Origin of the sequence: Arthrobacter mangrovi, assembly GCF_026011795.1 — a bacterium.
In the GTDB taxonomy this organism is placed as follows: Bacteria; Actinomycetota; Actinomycetes; order Actinomycetales; family Micrococcaceae; genus Crystallibacter; species Crystallibacter mangrovi.
The window spans coordinates 199,141-216,414 of sequence record NZ_BRVS01000001.1 but is presented as its reverse complement, the minus strand read 5'-3'; the positions used below and the strand labels follow the sequence as shown (position 1 = coordinate 216,414).

Genomic DNA, 17,274 nt, shown 5'->3' with positions numbered 1-17,274 from the left:
CACTGGAAGGAGTACCAACGATGACCGCGGAAAGCGCTCCGCAGTACTGGGCAATGGACGGGGAAGACGGCGTCGCGGACCCATGGTGCATCGAATGCGGCACCGACGAGTATCTGATTGTCGAGGACCTGGAGCGGGCCGCCGCTGCCGATCCTTCCGGCCGCCCGCTCTGGAATATCAGCTATTCGTGCTCCGAGTGCGACAGCTTCTACGGGCACCTGACCCGCAGGCCGTTGCCGGGGCTGGATGACAGCCTGAGCCGGCTCGTCGCCGACGACGCGGGGTACGTCCATTGCGGCGAGCCGATGCGGGTGGCCGAGGCCGGGCTGCACCCAATCTACGACCCGGTGTCCAATGAGGCGCCGATGGAGGGCGCGGCCCTGCCGCAGGTCCAGATGGAAACCGTGCTGCTGAGCTGCGCGTGCGGCTTCCGTATGGAAGTACCTGCGGACTCGTCGTCCGAAGGCAACTGACCGGGCGCAGGAATCGGACAACGATGCGGCGAAGGGGGGCCTGCCAGGCGTCGGACCGTTGTCAGGAGGCCGGCGCGGCGCGGAACGCCTCCTCCGCTACAGACTTGGCGCCGACCGAGGACGCGCCGGGCATCGCCTCGCGGATCACGGAGGCCGCCTCGCGGACCCGGTGCGCGGGCGCTGCCGTCTCCTCTTCCGCCCCGGGAGTCCAAGACAACGTAATCTGCATGCCGTCGGCGAGTTCGCTGATCCGCAGCGTCAGGTCTTCGTCGTAGAGATCACGACGGCGTCCGAGGCCTTCGCCTTCCGCCTGGGCCGTAAGGCGGGCAACCGCGAGGGCCATCGCCCTGCCCCAGTCGTACGGGTGCTTGCTGTTCGTTTTCGCGGTCGCTGAGTACTGGAAATCCCGCATTCCATGTCCTTCGGCTCTCCGGTGCGCGGCTCCGTTGCCGCACGCAGGTCACCTTCAGCATAGGACGAGGCCTGCCTCCCTGTCTTGGGTCTTTCGGCAGGTATCCGCGGCTTCGGGTGGCGGGGGCTAGCGGATTGCCGCCTCGGGCTCGAAGCCCATCAGGAGTTCGGGCTCGAGTTCGATGGTCTCGCAGTTGAGCACGTGGGCGTGCGGCTCGCCCCGAAGCAGGCCCATCGTGACCCGGATGAGCGTGCCGTGGGCGACAACGATGATGCGGCGGCCGGCATTCTCCCTGACCAGTTGCTGCAGTGCATCCACGCTGCGCGCCGCGACTTCGGCCTCGGATTCGGAAACCAGCAGCAGCTTGTCGATGTCCTCGCGCTCCATGCCAAGCAGGACGGACCCCTCGGCCCCGCGGAAGTCGCGTTCGATCAGGTCGGGAATGGTGAGTGAGATGTCGAGTCCGACGTGGCTGCCGATGATTTCCGCGGTTTCGACCGCGCGGCGCAGCGGGGAGGATACGAGCAGGTCCCAATCCTGTGCGGCGAGGGCGGCGCCGGCGTCGTTCGCCTGCCTCCGGCCCAGGTCATTCAACGGAATGTCGGTCCGTCCCTGCAGGCGTCCTGCGGAATTCCAATCCGTTTCGCCATGTCGCACCAATGCCAGCACTCTCAGGCCTCCTCATTTCGGTCCCCCTCCATCCTGCCCTAACGTTGCGCGGATCGGAAACGCGGGCCAGGGAGGCGGAGAGCGGCCGTGAATGGAAGGTAAACGATTCATGAGGGCGCTCTCATGCAGGAATCATCCTCGTATCATGCGGACCCGGTTCACTGGTGAATGTCAACGGAACCCGCACAAAGGAGCAAACAGATGAGCCTCGTAATCCACCCCCGCGACTTCCCCTCAATGGCGGAGGAGCACGTCGATCCGGAACGGCTGCGCCGGGCCAAAAAGGCCTACACCACGCGCTTCCTGGCCGATGCACTGTCCGAGGATGCCGGCGGATATGAACTGTGGGATGCGGCTCCCTCGGCCGGCGACGTGGTGCTGGCACGGGTAGCGGCCATCGGGCACCACAAGCGCCTGGAAAGCCCTGACTCGCGCCGGCAGGCCATGTTCGTGGGCGACGAAATCCTGGTCGCTTACGGCAACCGCTACGCACCGGACCAGTTCCGTGCCGTAGTTCCCGCAGACCTTGCCCCGTGTTCGCTGGTGGCCGGCGGCGGACTGGCCGCTATGGTCGTCGAGCAGCACTCCGATATCGTCCAGGCAACCTCCATCGAGCCGATCGGGCTGCTCGCCAGGAACGGCGCGGTGGTCAACCTGCAGGACTTCGCTCCGCACCGGGTCAGTTCTGTGACAACGCTCCCCGGCCGGCCGCAGGTCATCGCGGTCCTGGGCACCTCGATGAACTCCGGCAAATCCACCACCCTGGGCTGCATGGTCAACGGCCTGGGCAGGGCCGGACTGACGGTGTCCGCAGGCAAGGCGACCGGTACCGGAGCCGGCAACGATCCGCGGCTCTTCACCGATGCCGGCGCCCGGCGCGTGCTGGACTTCACCGACTTCGGCTTCCCGACCACCTACCTGCTTGACTATCCGACGGTCCGCGGCCTGCTGACCAGCATGATCGATGCGCTGACCACGGCCGAGACCGACGTCGTCGTGGTGGAGATTGCCGACGGCGTCTACCAGGGGGAGACTGCGCGGCTGCTGCGCGATCCCGTGTTCCACAACGCCGTGGACCGCGTGGTCTTCGCGGCCGCCGATGCCCTCGGCGCAGCAGCCGGCGTCGAGGTCCTGCGCCAGGGCGGCGTGCACCTTGCCGCCGTCTCGGGCCTGCTGACGGCGTCGCCGCTGGCCGCCCGCGAAGCGTCCGGCGTCATCGACGCACCCGTCATCGATACCTACGAGCTGTGCAATCCGTCAACGGCCGTGAAGCTGCTGCCGGCGGGCAAGTAGGCGGACCATGGCCGGGAACTCCTTGCCCAAGCTGTTCGCCGGCCGCCGCCGGGGGCTGATGGCCCTGCTGATCGGCACCGGGCTGGCCATGGCCGTGCTGGCCTGGGCGAGCGCGCTACTGATGACGCGGCTGCTGGACGGCGCGGCAGCGGCCGGTGCGGGCTCCGGGCCGGTGGTCGCCGGACTCGCCGCCGCCGCGCTGGGTGGGGGCGCGCTGCGTGCCTTGGAGCGTGTACTGGCCGAAAAGCTGGGCCAGGACTACATCCACGGGATCCGCAAGGGGCTGGTGGAATCGGCGCTGGCCACGGACCGCGGACCGTCGCCCGGCGTGACGATCGCCCGCAGTACGAACGACCTGTCCAGCGTGCGGAACTGGATCGCGCTGGGAATTGCGCCGCTGGCCGTGGGCATCCCGATGATCCTTGGGACGGCCGTGGCGCTGTGGTTCCTCGCCCCCGCACTCTCCGCCGCCGTCGTCGTTCCCCTGGCAGTGCTCACCGGAGGACTGGCGCTGCTGGCCCGTCCGGCCTTCCACCGCGCCCGGACGCTCCGGCAGCAGCGCGGGAGGCTGGCCGCACGGCTGGCCGACACCGTGATCGCCGCGGGTACCATCCGGGCCGCCGGCGGCGAGGCCCGGGAGGTCAGCCAGGTGGACAAGGCCGGCCGGAAGGTCGTTGATGCCGCCGTCCACCGCGCGGCGATCGCGGGCTGGATCCGCGGATCCGCGGCAGCCGGCGCCGCCCTGGGCAGCGCGGCGGTTGCCGCCGTCGGGGTATGGCAGGCGGTGCCGACGCCGACCATCGCGGCGGGGCTGACGATCGTGGGCATGATTGCCGCACCCGTGGCGGACCTGGGCCGGGTGGTCGAGTACCGGCAGAACTTCAAGGCTGCCCGGCGCATCCTGGCGCCGGCGCTGGCCGTGGCGGCGGACGCCCGGGAAGGACGACGGCGCCGCAACCCCGGAGTGATCCCGCAGGGGCCAGGCGCGGCGGCGGGAACGGAGGGCGGGAACATGCCGGGTTCGCTGCTGGTGACCGGCCTCTCCGAGTGCCGCAACTGTGCCGTACCGGAGCTGCGGGCCGGCCCGGGGGACCGGATACGGATCGTCTCCGCGGACCCGGCCGCGGAAACGCGCGTGCTGGAAAAGCTGATCGGCGTGCGCAGCGACCCGGATGCCTGCACGCTGATCGACGGGAAGTCCCTGCTGGACAGCGGCGGCCGCACGAGGCGGGCGCTACTGGGTTACGCTGCCGCGGGAACGCATCTCGAGCGCGGCTCGATCGCGCGCAGCGTCCGCTACCGGATGCCCGACCTCGACCCGGCGGCCGGCACCTCCGCGCTGGAACGGATGGGTCTGGCCGAACGGATCGCCCGGCTGCCCCGCGGGGAGCAGACCCAGCTGAAGCGCGGCGGTGAACCGTTGTCGACGTCGGAGCGGGCACGTCTGCTGCTGGCCAGGGCCACGCTCGGCGACCCGCCGCTGCTGGTCCTGAACCGGATCGACGCAGACCTGGACCACGCCGGTACGGCGGTGCTGGCTCGCCTGGTCCGGGACTATCCGGGCGTGGTCCTGTTCGCCTCGGACCACCCCGGCTCGGTGGCGGGGGAGTACACCGAGTGGAACATCGACTGCCCGCACGCCGGGCTGGACCTGGTGTGGGCGTCCTACCGCTGGAACGGGCCTTAGGGTTCGGCCTGGAGCCGGCGCTCCAGCACGTGGTCGCGCAGGACCAGCCGGGCAGTGGGAAAGTCCATGCCGCCGACCGTGCGGAAGCCGTTCTTCGCGTAGAACTTCTGCGCGCGCAGATTGTGCTCGTTGACTGAGAGCCACACCGCGCGGGCGCCGGCATGGCGCGCGGTGTGGAGGGTCGCGGCCATGAGCCGGTGCGCCAGCCCGCTGCCGTGGGCATCGGCGCGGACGTAGAACTTGCTCAGCATGGACGCCGGCCGGATTGTGAGCGCCGCCCGCACCTCTTCATCCGCGGGCGGGGTGTGGATGAGCATGCTGTACCCGGCCAGCCGCGGCGAACCCTCCGCGTCGTCCTCGACCACCAGCAGGCTGCGGCGCGGATCGGCCAGGTACTGCTCGAAATGCGGTGCGCCCAGGTTCGCAGCCACGTAGTCGGAGATGTCCTCGGCCGTCATCTCGGGAGGGCAGGCCATGGGGAAGGTGGCCGCCGCGCACTCGGCCAGTGCGGCGCCTTCGCCCGGGAGGGCGGCACGGATGCTTGGCAACGGCGGTGCTTCCGCGGCGGGAGGTGTCACGTTACTCACGCGCACCATCTTAGGCGTGCGCCTCCGCCGTGCATCGAAACGGTCCGCCTGCCTGGCCCGGATTGCCCGGCGGATTACCCGACGGAGAGGGAGCTGCGCGGCTTCTTCCGGTCTAGGATCAGCGACAGCGCGATGCCGAGCATCCAGACGTCCTTGGCCAGGGCGGTGCCCTCGGCGGTCGGCCGGACGCTGCCCTCCTGCGTCATGCCCGGAGTCTTCAAATACATACCGACCATCGATCCGGAGAAGACGGCCAGGGCCAGGCCGGCCAGCCGGCTCGGGATGAAGGGTGCCAGCAGCATGCCGCCGACGGCGATCTCCCCGTAGCTGACGAACTTGCCGAACTGCTCCGGTTCCATCTGCTTGACCTGCGGGAAGATGTTGGCGGCCATGGCCTGGATGCCGGCCGCGCTTTCCTTGTCCAGATCCGTCTTGCCCAGGCCGGAATTCAGGATGAATCCGCCGGTGGCGAGCCGGAGCGGAATATGGCTGAGCTTCATGGTGGTCCTCTCGTACGCCGGAAACGGTCGACGGTTTAGAGCCTACGTCCCTAAACCGCGTGCCGCCAGAGCGCAATAATGCGTAGTCCGACGGCTTGTTAACTTGAAGTTTGAGCCCCGTCTGCTTGTATGGATTGAAGTAGGAACCGTTAAACCCGGTTCAACCAGCAGAAGGCAAATGATGGATTACATCCAGGCCGAGCATCCCAGGCCAAACCATTTCATACTGCACATGAGCGACACCCACCTGGTGGGCGGCTCGGACCCCCTCTATGGAAGCGTCGACAGCGAGGCGCGGCTGCGCGAGGTCTTCGACGGCCTCGAGGCATCGGGATCGCGGCCGGAAGCGATTGTCTTCACCGGTGACCTCGCGGACAAGGGAGAGCCGGAGGCGTACGAGAAGCTGCGCGCCATCGTCGAGCCGTCCGCACGGCGCCTCGGGGCCGAGGTGATCTGGGTGATGGGCAACCATGATGACCGGGCGAACCTGCGGACCGGGCTGATGGACCTCCCGGCTGACATGGCCCCGCTGGACAAGAGCTACGACGTCGGCGGCCTGCGCATCGTGACGCTGGACTCCACCGTCCCGGGCTTCCATCACGGCGAGGTCAGCGACGAGCAGCTGGAGTGGCTCGAGGCCGAGCTGGCAGTCCCCGCGCCGGACGGGACCATCCTGGCCCTGCACCACCCGCCGGTCCCCAGCGTGCTGGATCTATCCGTGCTGGTGGAGCTGCGGGACCAGCGCCGGCTGGCGGACGTGGTGCGCGGCAGCGACGTGCGCTCCATCCTGGCCGGCCACCTGCACTATTCGACGACGGCTACCTTCGCCGGCGTCCCCGTCTCCGTCGCCTCGGCCACCTGCTACACCCAGGACCTGAACGTGCCCGTGGGCGGCACCCGCGGACGGGACGGAGCGCAGGCCTACAACCTGGTGCATGTCTACGACGAGACGATCGTCCACTCCGTCGTGCCGGTCGGGGAGCACCCGACCGTGGGGCAGTACGTGGACGCCGAGGAGACACAGCGCCGGCTGGCGGCCGCCAGGATCCGGATCCCGGAGGGCAGCCGGGAGCTCAGCCGCGTCTAGCGGCGGTGCCTGCTACTAGCGGGTCCCGCCCCGGGCCGTTCAGCGGTTCCGCGCGGCGGAGATGATCCGGGCGACCGCATGCCCGCTGGCCCAGACCAGCGGAACCATGACGGCAAGCACGGCAATCGGGTTCGGGATGAAGCTTGCGCGGCCGTTCTCGTCCGCGGCCAGGATGCCGACCGGAAGCACCGCGCCGCCCCCGCCCCCGCCGCCGTCGTTCCCGCTTCCGCCGCCGCCGAAGCCGACCTTCACCAGCGCCACGGGAATGACCTGCTGGTCGCCCACCTGCACGGGATCGCCGAAGGAGCGGCGCCAGGCAAAGGACTTGAAGTCTTCGGAGAGCATGGACAGGATGCTGCGCCGCTCGGCCGGGGCAGCCGCTGAGGAGTCGTTGGACATGCTGCCAGCCTAGGCGCCGGCCAACCCGGCGGGAAGTGGCGAAAGGCCGTTCATTTCTCCCAGGGCGCGGGGATCGGGAAGTACTTCCCGAGGAAGTCCGTCACGACATCCTGCCGCTCGTCCGCCGGGACCTCCGGGAAGCTTCCGTCGTTGAGGCAGAAGAAGTCGTGGTTGCGCTTCTTGAGCAGCCGGGCCAGCTGCCTCAGGCCCGAGTACATGGTCGTGTCGACGTACTTCACCTTGGCCTCGGTCTGCGTGACGGCGCGGCCGGTGAGCAGGGCGTAGTAGTGGTAGAGCGAGTTGGTGACCGAAATGTTGTCCTTGGCACGGAACCGGCTGGCGGCGGTGGCGGTGAACTGCTCGGCGAAGACGTCCTCCATTTCGAACAGCACGCTCTTGCGCAGGGGCGCGGCGCAGTGCTCGAGATGGCGGGTGGTGATCCGGCCGAAGCGTTCGTAGAGCAGCTTCCGGTTCACCCGGGCGGCATTCTCGAAGCCGGAGCGGTCCAGATGGTTGTCGCCGAGGCCGATCCGGGTGCTGGCTTCGATGAACTTGGTGATGCCGCCGGGGGAGAAGAAGACGTCCGGGCCGACCGGGCGGCCGAAGAACATGTCGTCGTTGGAGTAGAGGAAGTGTTCGCTCAGGCCCTCGATGTGCTGGAGCTGGGCCTCCACGGCCTGCGAATTGTGCGTGGGCAGCACGGAGGGGTCTTTGAAGTGCTCCTCGCTGCGCACGATGGTGATCGCCGGATGCTCCGCATCCAGCCATGCCGGAACGGGGGAGTCCGTGGCGATGAAGATGTGCCGGATCCAGGGGGCGAACATGTGCACGGAACGGAGCGCGTACTTGAGCTCGTTGATCTGGCGGAAGCGGGCGTCCGCCTCGTCGCCTTCGCCGAGGACGACGCCTTCCTGCCGCTTCCTGCGGGCAGCCTGGTAGGCCGGGTCGTTGCCGTCCACCCAGGAGAAGACGATGTCGATCTCGAAGTCGATGTCCGTGGCATGGTCCGCGAACATGTTCTCGATCGTGGGCCATTCCAGGCCGTAGCGGAAAACCGTGCCCCGGACGGCTTCGGCGCCGGGAAGCGAGCGGCGGGTCAGCGAATTCTCGATCGGCAGGACTACGTTGTCGCCCTCCCAGCGCCAGAGCTCGATCTGCACGCCGGCGGACTGCCCGTAGACGAGGCCGCCGTTGGGCTCGATGCGGGGGCGGTAGAGCCGGAAGATGCGCGCCTTGTTCCCCTCGGCGAGCCGGCCGTCGCCGACCAGCAACGCGGTGCTCTTTTTCGCGTCGACGGTCATCGAGTAGAAGGGCTCGTTGCGGCAGGCATCGGCCAGCGCGGACTGCAGCGCCTTGCGGTCTTCCCAATTGACGGCGATGACCGGGCGCGCGTCGTTGCCCCGGACCAGCAGATAGGGCAGGCCCGCGCCGTCGAGCACTCCGCGGATGAAGAGCAGGTCCTCGACCATGGCCTCGTGCGGCGTGCGGTCCCGGTTGACGAGGGCGTAGCGCCGCTTGACCTTGACGACGTCGTCGCGGTCCTCCAGGCGTGCGACGGCGGCAGGTGAAGTGACCTCGACGACGTCGCGCTGGGTCTCCTCCGGCTCCGGCGCGCCGAAGTAGGCGCCGGCAATGTCAGTGGGGGCAAGCGAGTCCGTGATGGAAGGATCCTCTTTCATGGCGGGGAGAATGTTGTGGATTCCCTCCAATAGTAATCCCAGCGGCGCTGTGGCCCTCCCGCCAGCTTCAGGTGCGCGGAGGATGGACCGCGGCGGCGAGTAGCTGCCGGGTATACGCATGCTGCGGGGACGCGAAGAGCTGCTCCGCCGGACCCTGTTCCACGATCCTGCCGCGCTGCATCACGGCCACCCGGTCGCTCATGTGCCGGACCACGCCGAGGTCGTGGGAGATGAACAGGTAGCTCAGTCCGAACTCCCGCTGCAGGTCGTCCAGCAGGTCCAGGATCTGCGCCTGCACGGACACGTCCAGCGCCGAGGCCGGCTCGTCGCAGATGACGATCTTCGGCTTGGGTGCCAGCGCCCGCGCGATGGCCACGCGCTGGCGCTGCCCGCCCGAGAGGGTCCGCGGGCCGCGGGCGGTGAAGCGGGCCGGCAGACCGACCAGGTCCAGCAGCCGGGCCGTGTCCGCCGCATGCGCCTTGGCATTCAGGCTCCGCCCGCCGGACAAGGCGTCGGCCAGCAGTTGGCCGACCGTCAGGCGCGGATCGAATGAGCTGAGCGGGTCCTGGTAGACGGCGCCGATCAGCGTGCGGCGGCTGCGGCGCTCCCGTTCGGGGAGCCCGCTCCAAGGCCGGCCGAAGAGCCGGACCTCACCGCCGTCCGGCTCGGCCAGGCCCAGCACCAGGCGGGCAGCGGTGGTCTTGCCCGAGCCCGATTCGCCGACCAGGCCCAGCGTCTCGCCGGCGGACAGTTCGAAGGAGACACCGTCGACCGCGGTGAACGGCTTCTTGTCCGGCGTGCGGAAGGATTTCGTGAGCCCGGCCGCCTGCAGGACCGGAGTGCCGGCGGGCGGCCGGCCCGCCGGGACCCGAACGGGAAGGGGCCGTTGGCGGACCGCGGCCGGTCCTGCGGGCGCTTCGGATGCTCCGGACACTCCGGCGGCTGCTGCCTGCCCGGAAACGTGCGCAGCGGCCTGGCCGGCCGGCGCGGGCGACGCGGAGAGCCGGGTGCCGCGGGCATGGTCCGCGGGCACGGCGCGCAGCAGCTTGCGGGTGTAGTCGTGGCTTGGCGATCCCAGCACCTGGGCGGCGGGCCCCGACTCCACGATCCGGCCATCGGTCATCACAGCGACCCGGTCCGCGACCGACTCCACGACGGCCAGGTCGTGGCTGATCAGCAGCATCGCCGAGCCACGCTCCCGCAGGCCGGCGAGGAGGTCCAGGATCTGGGCCTGCACGGTGGCGTCCAGCGCGGTGGTCGGTTCGTCGGCGATGACCAGTTCCGGATCCAGCGCGATGGCCGAGGCGATGAGGGCACGCTGGCGCATGCCGCCGGAGAGCTCGCCGGAGCGCTGGCCGGCGCGCTGGGCCGGGTTGTCCAGGCCCACGTCCTCGAGCAGCGACAGGACCCGGCGGGCGCGGTCCCGCCGGCTGTATTCCGAGCCGAGCCGGAGCGCGTCATCGATCTCCCGGCCGATGGTGCGCAGCGGGTCGAGCGAGACCAACGCGTCCTGCAGGATGAACCCGATCCGGCGGCCGCGCACGTGCCGCCAGGCGCGCTGGCTGAGCGTGGCCAGGTTCCTGCCGGACAACTCGAGCCGGTCCGCGCTGACTTTCGCGCCAGTCCCGGCCAGGCCGATGAGGGACCGCGCTGTGACGGACTTGCCGGACCCCGATTCGCCCACCAGCGCCAGGCATTCCCCGGCCGGGATCTCCAGCGACACGCCGCGCACGGCCGGTTCGCCGTTGAAGGCGACGTTCAGGTTCTCCAGCCGCAGCACGGCCTCGTTGTTGGAATTCACCGCGAGACCGCCCGCCGCTGCAGGGCACGCCCCAGTACCGTCGAGCACGCGGCAGCCAACACGATCGCCAACCCCGGGAAGAGCGTCATCCACCATGCCGTGCCCAGGTAGGTGCGGCCGGCCGCGAGCATTGCGCCCCATTCGGCGGCGGGCGGCGGAGCCCCCAGACCGAGGAAGCTCAGGGACGACGCCCACACCACCGCCTGGCCCAGGCCGAGGGTGCCGAGCACGAACACGGGGGCGAGGGCGTTCGGCAGGATGTGCCGTCCCAGCACGCGGGCCGGGCTGCGGCCCAGGACGACGGCGGCCTCCACCATCGGCGAGGAGCGTACCTGCGCGATCTGGCCGCGGATGATGCGGGCGTAGCCCGGCGCGGTGGACAGGCCGACGGCGACGACGGACGTGGTGATGCCGGGGCCGGCGATTGCGATGAAGACCAGCGCGAGCAGGAGCCCGGGCAGGGCGAACAGCACCTCGAGGATCCGTCCGATGCCGAAGTCCAGCCAGCGTCCGCCCAGCCCGGCTGCGGTGCCGAGCAGCAGCGCCAGCCCTAGGCCGATGGCCGTGGCGGCGGCGCCGATCAGCAGCGAGGGACGGGCACCGTGGACCACGCGGGAGTAGATGTCCCGGCCCGATTCGTCGGTGCCGAACCAGTGCGCCGCGGAGGGCGCCTGGAACGCGTCGGCCGGGTTGATGGCCAGCGGGTCGAACGGCGCCAGCAGGGTGGGGAAGCAGGCGGCGAAGACCAGGAAGAGCGCGGCGGCGGCCGCGGCGATTTCCAGGCCGCGCAGGCCGGGGAAGCGGGCAGCCAGCGCCGGATCCCGGTGGCTGCGCCTGCTGGAGAAGATGCTCATGCCGTCCGCAGCCTCGGATCTGCCGCCCGTTCGGCGACGTCGCTGGCCGCCATCACCAGGACGTAGGCCAGCGCGGAAACCAAGGCGACGCCGGTCACGAGCGGGATGTCGCGCAGCGTCACCGCGTTCAGCAGCGTCCGGCCCAGCCCCGGCCGGGCGAAGATGGATTCCACCACGACGGCGCCGCTGAGCAGGTTCCCGAAGGCCCAGCCGGAGAGCGCGATGCCCGGCAGCGCGGCGTGCCGCAGGGCGTGGCGGAAGAGTACCCCGGACTCGCCCTCGCCGCGGGCCCGGGCCGACAGCGCGAACGGGCTGGACATGGCGGCGAGCATGGACTCGCGCATGACCTGCCCGAGGAAGCCGGCCAGGGGCAGCGCCAGCGTGACGACCGGCAGGATGAGCCCGTCGGCGGAACCGGTGTTCACCGGTGGCAGCCAGCCGAGCGAGTTGCTGAACAGCAGGATCAGCACGCTCGCCAGCCAGAAGTGGGGCACTGCCGCGGCGGCGATCTCGAGCCCGGAGGCCACGACTCCCGCCGCCCGGCCGTTGAGCGTCGACCAGCCGGCGAGGCCGAGGGCCAGCAGCCAGGCCACCAGCAGGGACAGCGCCGACAGCAGCAGCGTGCCCGGCAGTTGGTTTGCGATCAGGTCCGCCACCGGCATCCGCAGGGAGTAGGAATCACCCAGATCGCCCCGGATGAGCCGGCCCAGCTGCGCGGCGTACTGCGCGAGGAGCGGCTGGTCCAGGCCATAGTCCCGGCGGACCTGCTCCAGGGCCTCGGGCGAGGCCTGCGAACCCGGTCCGCCCAGGATCGCCTCGGCCGGGTCCCCGGGAATCATCCGGATGCCGAAAAAGATGAGCGTGGCCACGGCCCAGAGCACGAAGGCCGCGCCCAGGACCTTGGCCAGCACCCAGCGGACGGGCTTCAGTTGGTCAGCCACGCATCGTGGAAGGTCGGGGTGGAAACGGTGGGCAGCGCCTTCACGCCGGAGACCTCGGAGCGGTAGAGGAAATGGTTCTGCTGGTCATACAGCGGCAGGATGTAGTAGCCCTCGAGCACGATCTTCTGCGCCTCCTCGTAGAGCCTCTCGCGCTCCGCCGGCTCCGAAGTTTCGCTGGCCTTGGTCAGCAGCTCGTCCAGCTCATCCGACTTCACCTGCGACAGGTTGGCGAAGTAGCCGCTGGGCGCGGGCTTGGTGCTGTCCGAGTGGAACAGGATCCGCAGGACGTCCGGCCCGACCTTGGTGTAGGGGGCGCTGACCAGGTTGTAGTTGTTTTCGGCCAGCGCGCCGTACCAGCTGGAGAGGTCCAGCAGGTTCAGCTTGACCTCGAACCCGGCCTCCTTCGCCGTCGCCTGGAACTGCTCGAAGAGCGACTGTTCCGCAGGAATCGACTGGTTGGTGCTGACCGGGAACTGCAGGGTCAGCCGCTTGCCGTCCTTGACCCGGTAACCGGCGGAATCCCGCGCCGTCCAGCCGGCCTCGTCCAGGAGCCGGTTGGCTTCCTCCAGGTCGTACCCGAACAGGGACTGGTCCGAATAGGCCAGCGGTTCCACGCTGGACAGCGGTGAGTAGGACCTCTTGGCGGTGCCGAAGAAGAGGGTGGACACGCCGTCGTTCACGTTCACGGAACGGACAAACGCCTCGCGGACCTTCGGGTCATCGAACGGCGCCTTGCTGCTGTTTAGCTCCAGGCGGTTGGACGCGCCGGGCCGCGGGGCATCAAGGTGCTTGATCACGTCGCTGCCCTCGGCCGCCTTGACGGTGTCCGGCTGCGCGTTGTCGATGACCTGCACCTCGCCGGCCTGCAGCGCCGCGTACCGGGTGGCCGATTCCGGAATGAACCGCCAGGTGATGGAATCCAGGTAGGCCGGGCCCGCATGCCAGCCCTCCGCCGGCGGAGCCGAGTAGTCCTCGTTGCGCACCATCGTGACGGATTCCTGCTTGACCCACTTGTCCACGACGAACGGTCCGGTGCCCACCGGCGCGGCGCAATTTTCCTCCTGGCTGCGTTCCAGCGCCTTCGGGGACTGGATCGCCACCCACGGCATGCTCAAGGATTCGAGCAGCGCACTGTCCGGCGAGCTCAGGGTCAGCTTCAGGGTCTGCGTGTCGACCGCCTCGGCGCTCTTGATCTTGCGCAGCGCCAGGTAGCCGGTCGAGGACGCCGTCGCCGGGTCCTGCGCGTGCTCGATGTTCGCCTTCACGGCCTCGGCGTCCAGCGGTGTGCCGTCGGTGAACTTCACCCCCTCGCGGAGCGTGAACGTCCAGCTCAGGCCGTCCTCGCTCTGTTCCCAGCTGCTGGCCAACCACGGGATGGTCTCGCCGTCGGAATTCCTCGACACCAGCGGCTCCAGGTACTGGCTCGAGATCAGCGCCTGCGGGTAGTTGCCGCCGACATGCGGGTCCAGGCAGGTGGGCTCCGCGTCGCCCGTCGCGTAGACCAGGTTGCCGCCGCTGACCGGCTCCCCGCCGTTGTCGGAGGAACCGCCGCCCCCGCTGCATCCGGCCAGAAGTACGACGGCGGCCACGGCACCTGCCGCGGCAGGCACACCCCGGGCGGGGGTACGGAAGGGAAACGACATTGGGCAACTTCCTCGACTTATCGGCGGGTGGCGGCTGCGCACACCGCGGCAGGAGCCCTGCCGGGCAAGACCTGCACCCATCAATGCTAGGCCAGCCGGAGACCTCGGGGGTATGCCGGGCGCCTGTGATGTGGGCGAACCCGGCGGTCCTGCCGCCTGTGGAGGCGGACAAGCGCGGCGGGCTGTAACCGAAGTCTCATTCGGCCCGGGGGAACCGTACTATGGGTGCTGGACCGGCCGGCGGAGCCGCCAGGGCCGGTCCAACAGCACGGGCAGGACTGCCGCCGGTGCTGCCCGCAGCCGAAGATTCTCGAACTGGAGCCTGTCGCGTGCTTGATCAGACGACCATTGAAAAAATTGCCGACGAACTCGTGGACGCCGGCCGGAACCGCCAGCCGGTGCCGCGGCTGACGGCGCGCTACCCGGAGATGACCGTGGAGGATTCCTACGCGGTGCAGAACCTTTGGCGGGAGCGCAGCGAGGCCAACGGCCGGAAGCTGGCCGGGCGCAAGATCGGACTGACGTCCAAGGCCATGCAGTACGCCACCGGCATCTCCGAGCCCGACTACGGCATCATCTTCGACGACATGATCCTCGAAAACGGCTGCACGGTGAAGTGGGACCAGTACACGCACCCGCGCATCGAAGTGGAGCTGGCCTTCGTGCTGAACCGCGACGTCAAGGGGCCCAACGCGACGATCTTCGACGTGCTCAACGCGACCGAGTACGTCGTCCCGGCGCTGGAGATCCTCGACTCGCGGATCGAGATGGAGGGACGCACCATCGTCGACACCATCTCGGACAACGCGGCCATGGGCGCGATGGTCATCGGCGGGAACCCGGTCCGGCCGCAGGACGTGGACCTGCGCTGGATCTCCGCCATCCTCTACAAGAACCAGACGGTGGAGGAAACCGGCGTCGCCGCCGGTGTGCTGAACCACCCGGCCGCCGGCGTCTACTGGCTGGCCAACAAGATCGCGCCCCACGGCGACCACCTCAAGGCCGGCGAAACCATCCTCGCCGGTTCCTTCACCCGGCCCATGTGGGTCTACGAGGGTGACACCGTCTTCGCCGACTACGGAAAGCTGGGAACCATCACATGCCGTTTCGAGTAGAAGCCGCGCCGTCCTTCAAGGATCTCATCCGCTCCACCGACCGCACTGTCGCCGGCATGTTCGTCTGCTCCGGCGATGCGGGCGTCGCGGAGATCTGCGCCGGCTCCGGGCTGGACTACCTGCTGATCGACGGCGAGCACGGGCCCATGGGCCTGGAGTCGATCCTGGCCCAGCTGCGCGCGGTCGCGGGCTACCCGTGCCTTTCCGTGGTGCGGGTGCCGTTCAATGACGCGGTGCTGATCAAGCAGTACCTGGACCTCGGCGCCCAGACCCTGATCGTTCCCATGGTCAACAACGCCGAGCAGGCCGAGGCCGCCGTCGCCGCCATGCACTATCCGCCCCGCGGCATCCGCGGCGTCGGCTCGGCGCTCGCCCGCTCCGCGCGCTGGAACCGGATTCCGGACTACCTGAACCGGGCGGGTGACACCCTGACGCTGATCGTGCAGATCGAAGCGGCGGAGGCCGTGCAGAACGCCGCGGCCATCGCCGGGGTTGACGGTGTCGACGGCGTCTTCATCGGTCCTTCCGACCTGGCCGCCTCGATGGGCGTCCTCGGGCAGCAGGAGCACCCGGATGTGGTCGAGGCCGTGCTGCAGAGCATCCGCGAGGTCAAGGCCGCCGGCAAGTTCGTGGGGGTCAACGCCTTCGTCGAAGCTTCCGCGCGCCGCTACATCGACGCCGGGGCCGACTTCGTCAACGTCGGTGCGGACGTCGCCCTGCTGGCCCGCGGCACGGAGGCCCTCGCGGCCACGTTCATCCAAGCACCCCACGACGCCCCCGCCGGCACCCCCGCCAGCTACTGAGCAGCCTGCTTCCCCGAGGCCCCTCACACCTGCCCCAACGAGTGCGCAGCAGATGCCCCTTTTCCACGCGAAACGGGCATCTGCTGCGCACTCAACGGCAGGGGGAAGGGCGGCAGGGGCAGGGTGTCGGTGGGGAAGCGCGGCTCAGCCGAGGTAGGTCCGCGCCTCCAGGTTGAGCGTGCGCCGCTTCACCTCGATGGCCTTCGCGTAGTAGCCCACCAGCTGCTCGCAGAGCACCGGCCAGGTCCGGCCGCGCACGGCCTCCCGCGCGGCCCGGCCGAAGGCGCGGCGCTTGATGTCGTCGCCCACCAGGTCCGTGACGTAGCCGCGCAGCTCATCGAGCCGGCCCGGCGTGTACAGCCAGCCCGTGCGCGAGGGGTTCACCAGGTCCAGCGGCCCGCCCCGGCCCACGGCAACCACGGCAACACCGGCGGCCTGCGCCTCCTGGATTGTCTGGCAGAACGTCTCGGACTCGCCCGGATGGACGAACAGGTCGAAGCTCGACACCATCCGTGCCAGGTCTTCGCCGCCCTGGAACCCCGCGAAGTAGGCCCCCGGGAGCTTCTGCCGCAGCGTGTCCTTCAGCGGGCCCGAGCCAACGATGACCAGCCGCGTGCCCGGAATGTCCGACAGCACGGCCAGGTCCTCGACCTGCTTCTCGGCGGCGAGGCGGCCCACGAACCCGATGATCCGCTCACCGTTCGGCGCCACGGAAGCCCGCCACCCGGCGTCGTACTTCTCCGGATTGAAGCGCAGGCTGTCCACGCCCCGCCGCCACAGGTGCACCCGCGGCACCGAATGCGCATGCAGCTGGTTCATCGCGAAGCTCGACGGGGCCAGCGTGACGGTGGAGAGCTCGTGGATGTTCTGCACGTGCTGCCACAGCAACTGCTCGAGCCAGGGAGCCCCGTAGCGGGCCGCGTACGCGGGCACCTCGGTCTGGTAGATGGAGACGGCGGGCAGGCCCAGCTGGTGCGCCGCCTGCACCGCACGCCAGCCGAGCACGAAGGGCGAGGCCACATGCACCACGTCGGGGGCGAAATCGGCGAGGATGCGCCGGATCCGGGCGACGGTCCCGGCGGCAACGCGGACATTCGGGTAGCCGTGCAGCGGGATGGACGGCAGGCGGTGGACCGGGTAGCCCTGGACCTCGGCGGGCGCCTCGTCGTCGAGCCACGAGGAGGCCGGCGCGATGATCAGGGCATCGTCTCCGCGGCGGCGCAGATGCGCGATCACTTGGAGGAGCGAATGGGTGACGCCGTTCATATGCGGCAGGAACGATTCAGCAACAATGGCTATCCTCACGCAGCCAGCGTGGACGCCGCGGTGGG

17 protein-coding genes are annotated in these 17,274 nt (G+C 69.5%); 6 read left to right on the top strand and 11 right to left on the bottom strand.

Annotation, left to right across the window (positions count from 1 at the left end; all coding sequences use genetic code 11):
* Nucleotides 1–20 precede the first annotated feature (20 nt).
* Nucleotides 21–473 (top strand): hypothetical protein, encoded by a 453-nt coding sequence (locus AHIS1636_RS00965; RefSeq protein ID WP_264793929.1) that lies wholly within the window; start codon nucleotides 21–23, stop codon nucleotides 471–473.
* A gap of 61 nt (nucleotides 474–534) precedes the next feature.
* Here AHIS1636_RS00965 and AHIS1636_RS00960 read toward each other — a convergent pair whose 3' ends face one another.
* Both AHIS1636_RS00960 and AHIS1636_RS00955 read right to left on the bottom strand, forming a co-directional pair.
* On the bottom strand, nucleotides 535–885 hold the full coding sequence (locus tag AHIS1636_RS00960) for a hypothetical protein (protein WP_264793928.1): 351 nt from the start codon (nucleotides 883–885) through the stop codon (nucleotides 535–537).
* A 126-nt stretch (nucleotides 886–1,011) separates the two neighbouring features.
* Nucleotides 1,012–1,554, bottom strand: coding sequence for a histidine phosphatase family protein (locus AHIS1636_RS00955; protein WP_264793927.1), 543 nt, complete (start codon nucleotides 1,552–1,554; stop codon nucleotides 1,012–1,014).
* 201 nt (nucleotides 1,555–1,755) lie between these two features.
* Between AHIS1636_RS00955 and AHIS1636_RS00950 the strand changes: the two genes are divergently transcribed.
* The gene (locus AHIS1636_RS00950) at nucleotides 1,756–2,847 is read left to right on the top strand and encodes a DUF1611 domain-containing protein (RefSeq protein ID WP_264793926.1); all 1,092 of its coding nucleotides are present in this window, start codon (nucleotides 1,756–1,758) and stop codon (nucleotides 2,845–2,847) included.
* A gap of 7 nt (nucleotides 2,848–2,854) precedes the next feature.
* Nucleotides 2,855–4,534, top strand: a complete 1,680-nt coding sequence (locus AHIS1636_RS00945) for an ABC transporter transmembrane domain-containing protein (protein WP_264793925.1) — start codon at nucleotides 2,855–2,857, stop codon at nucleotides 4,532–4,534.
* Here the strand turns inward: AHIS1636_RS00945 and AHIS1636_RS00940 are convergent.
* Both AHIS1636_RS00940 and AHIS1636_RS00935 read right to left on the bottom strand, forming a co-directional pair.
* Nucleotides 4,531–5,121 carry a GNAT family N-acetyltransferase gene (locus tag AHIS1636_RS00940; protein ID WP_264793924.1) on the bottom strand — a complete coding sequence of 197 codons (591 nt, stop codon included), beginning with the start codon at nucleotides 5,119–5,121 and terminating at the stop codon, nucleotides 4,531–4,533. The genes AHIS1636_RS00945 and AHIS1636_RS00940 overlap by 4 nt on opposite strands.
* Nucleotides 5,122–5,195: 74 nt before the next feature.
* Nucleotides 5,196–5,621, bottom strand: coding sequence for a DoxX family membrane protein (locus AHIS1636_RS00935; RefSeq protein WP_264793923.1), 426 nt, complete (start codon nucleotides 5,619–5,621; stop codon nucleotides 5,196–5,198).
* A gap of 181 nt (nucleotides 5,622–5,802) precedes the next feature.
* Here AHIS1636_RS00935 and AHIS1636_RS00930 point away from each other — a divergent pair, with 181 nt between their 5' ends.
* A complete protein-coding gene (locus AHIS1636_RS00930) occupies nucleotides 5,803–6,708 on the top strand; it encodes a phosphodiesterase (protein ID WP_264794173.1) in 906 nt (301 codons plus the stop codon).
* Nucleotides 6,709–6,747: 39 nt separating this feature from the next.
* Here the strand turns inward: AHIS1636_RS00930 and AHIS1636_RS00925 are convergent, their stop codons facing one another.
* The 6 genes from AHIS1636_RS00925 to AHIS1636_RS00900 form a co-directional block, all read right to left on the bottom strand.
* Nucleotides 6,748–7,107 (bottom strand): hypothetical protein, encoded by a 360-nt coding sequence (locus AHIS1636_RS00925; RefSeq protein ID WP_264793922.1) that lies wholly within the window; start codon nucleotides 7,105–7,107, stop codon nucleotides 6,748–6,750.
* 50 nt (nucleotides 7,108–7,157) lie between these two features.
* The gene (locus tag AHIS1636_RS00920; RefSeq protein ID WP_264793921.1) at nucleotides 7,158–8,786 is read right to left on the bottom strand and encodes a stealth family protein; all 1,629 of its coding nucleotides are present in this window, start codon (nucleotides 8,784–8,786) and stop codon (nucleotides 7,158–7,160) included.
* A 67-nt stretch (nucleotides 8,787–8,853) separates the two neighbouring features.
* Nucleotides 8,854–10,683 (bottom strand): dipeptide ABC transporter ATP-binding protein, encoded by a 1,830-nt coding sequence (locus AHIS1636_RS00915; RefSeq protein ID WP_373875763.1) that lies wholly within the window; start codon nucleotides 10,681–10,683, stop codon nucleotides 8,854–8,856.
* Nucleotides 10,584–11,441, bottom strand: a complete 858-nt coding sequence (locus AHIS1636_RS00910; RefSeq protein ID WP_264793919.1) for an ABC transporter permease — start codon at nucleotides 11,439–11,441, stop codon at nucleotides 10,584–10,586. The genes AHIS1636_RS00915 and AHIS1636_RS00910 overlap by 100 nt, the downstream gene beginning before the upstream one ends.
* On the bottom strand, nucleotides 11,438–12,382 hold the full coding sequence (locus tag AHIS1636_RS00905) for an ABC transporter permease (protein ID WP_264793918.1): 945 nt from the start codon (nucleotides 12,380–12,382) through the stop codon (nucleotides 11,438–11,440). Before AHIS1636_RS00905 ends, AHIS1636_RS00910 begins: the two co-directional genes overlap by 4 nt.
* The gene (locus AHIS1636_RS00900) at nucleotides 12,367–14,025 is read right to left on the bottom strand and encodes an ABC transporter substrate-binding protein (RefSeq protein ID WP_264793917.1); all 1,659 of its coding nucleotides are present in this window, start codon (nucleotides 14,023–14,025) and stop codon (nucleotides 12,367–12,369) included. Before AHIS1636_RS00900 ends, AHIS1636_RS00905 begins: the two co-directional genes overlap by 16 nt.
* 329 nt (nucleotides 14,026–14,354) lie before the next feature.
* Between AHIS1636_RS00900 and hpaH the strand changes: the two genes are divergently transcribed.
* Nucleotides 14,355–15,140 (top strand): 2-oxo-hept-4-ene-1,7-dioate hydratase, encoded by a 786-nt coding sequence (gene hpaH, locus AHIS1636_RS00895; RefSeq protein ID WP_262103729.1) that lies wholly within the window; start codon nucleotides 14,355–14,357, stop codon nucleotides 15,138–15,140.
* On the top strand, nucleotides 15,125–15,943 hold the full coding sequence (locus tag AHIS1636_RS00890) for an aldolase/citrate lyase family protein (RefSeq protein WP_264793916.1): 819 nt from the start codon (nucleotides 15,125–15,127) through the stop codon (nucleotides 15,941–15,943). The genes hpaH and AHIS1636_RS00890 overlap by 16 nt, the downstream gene beginning before the upstream one ends.
* 144 nt (nucleotides 15,944–16,087) lie before the next feature.
* On the opposite strand, the gene AHIS1636_RS00885 is transcribed toward AHIS1636_RS00890, so the two are convergent.
* Nucleotides 16,088–17,248: a glycosyltransferase family 4 protein gene (locus tag AHIS1636_RS00885; RefSeq protein WP_264793915.1), complete on the bottom strand. Its 1,161-nt coding sequence runs from the start codon at nucleotides 17,246–17,248 to the stop codon at nucleotides 16,088–16,090.
* Between the last annotated feature and the right edge of the window lie 26 nt (nucleotides 17,249–17,274).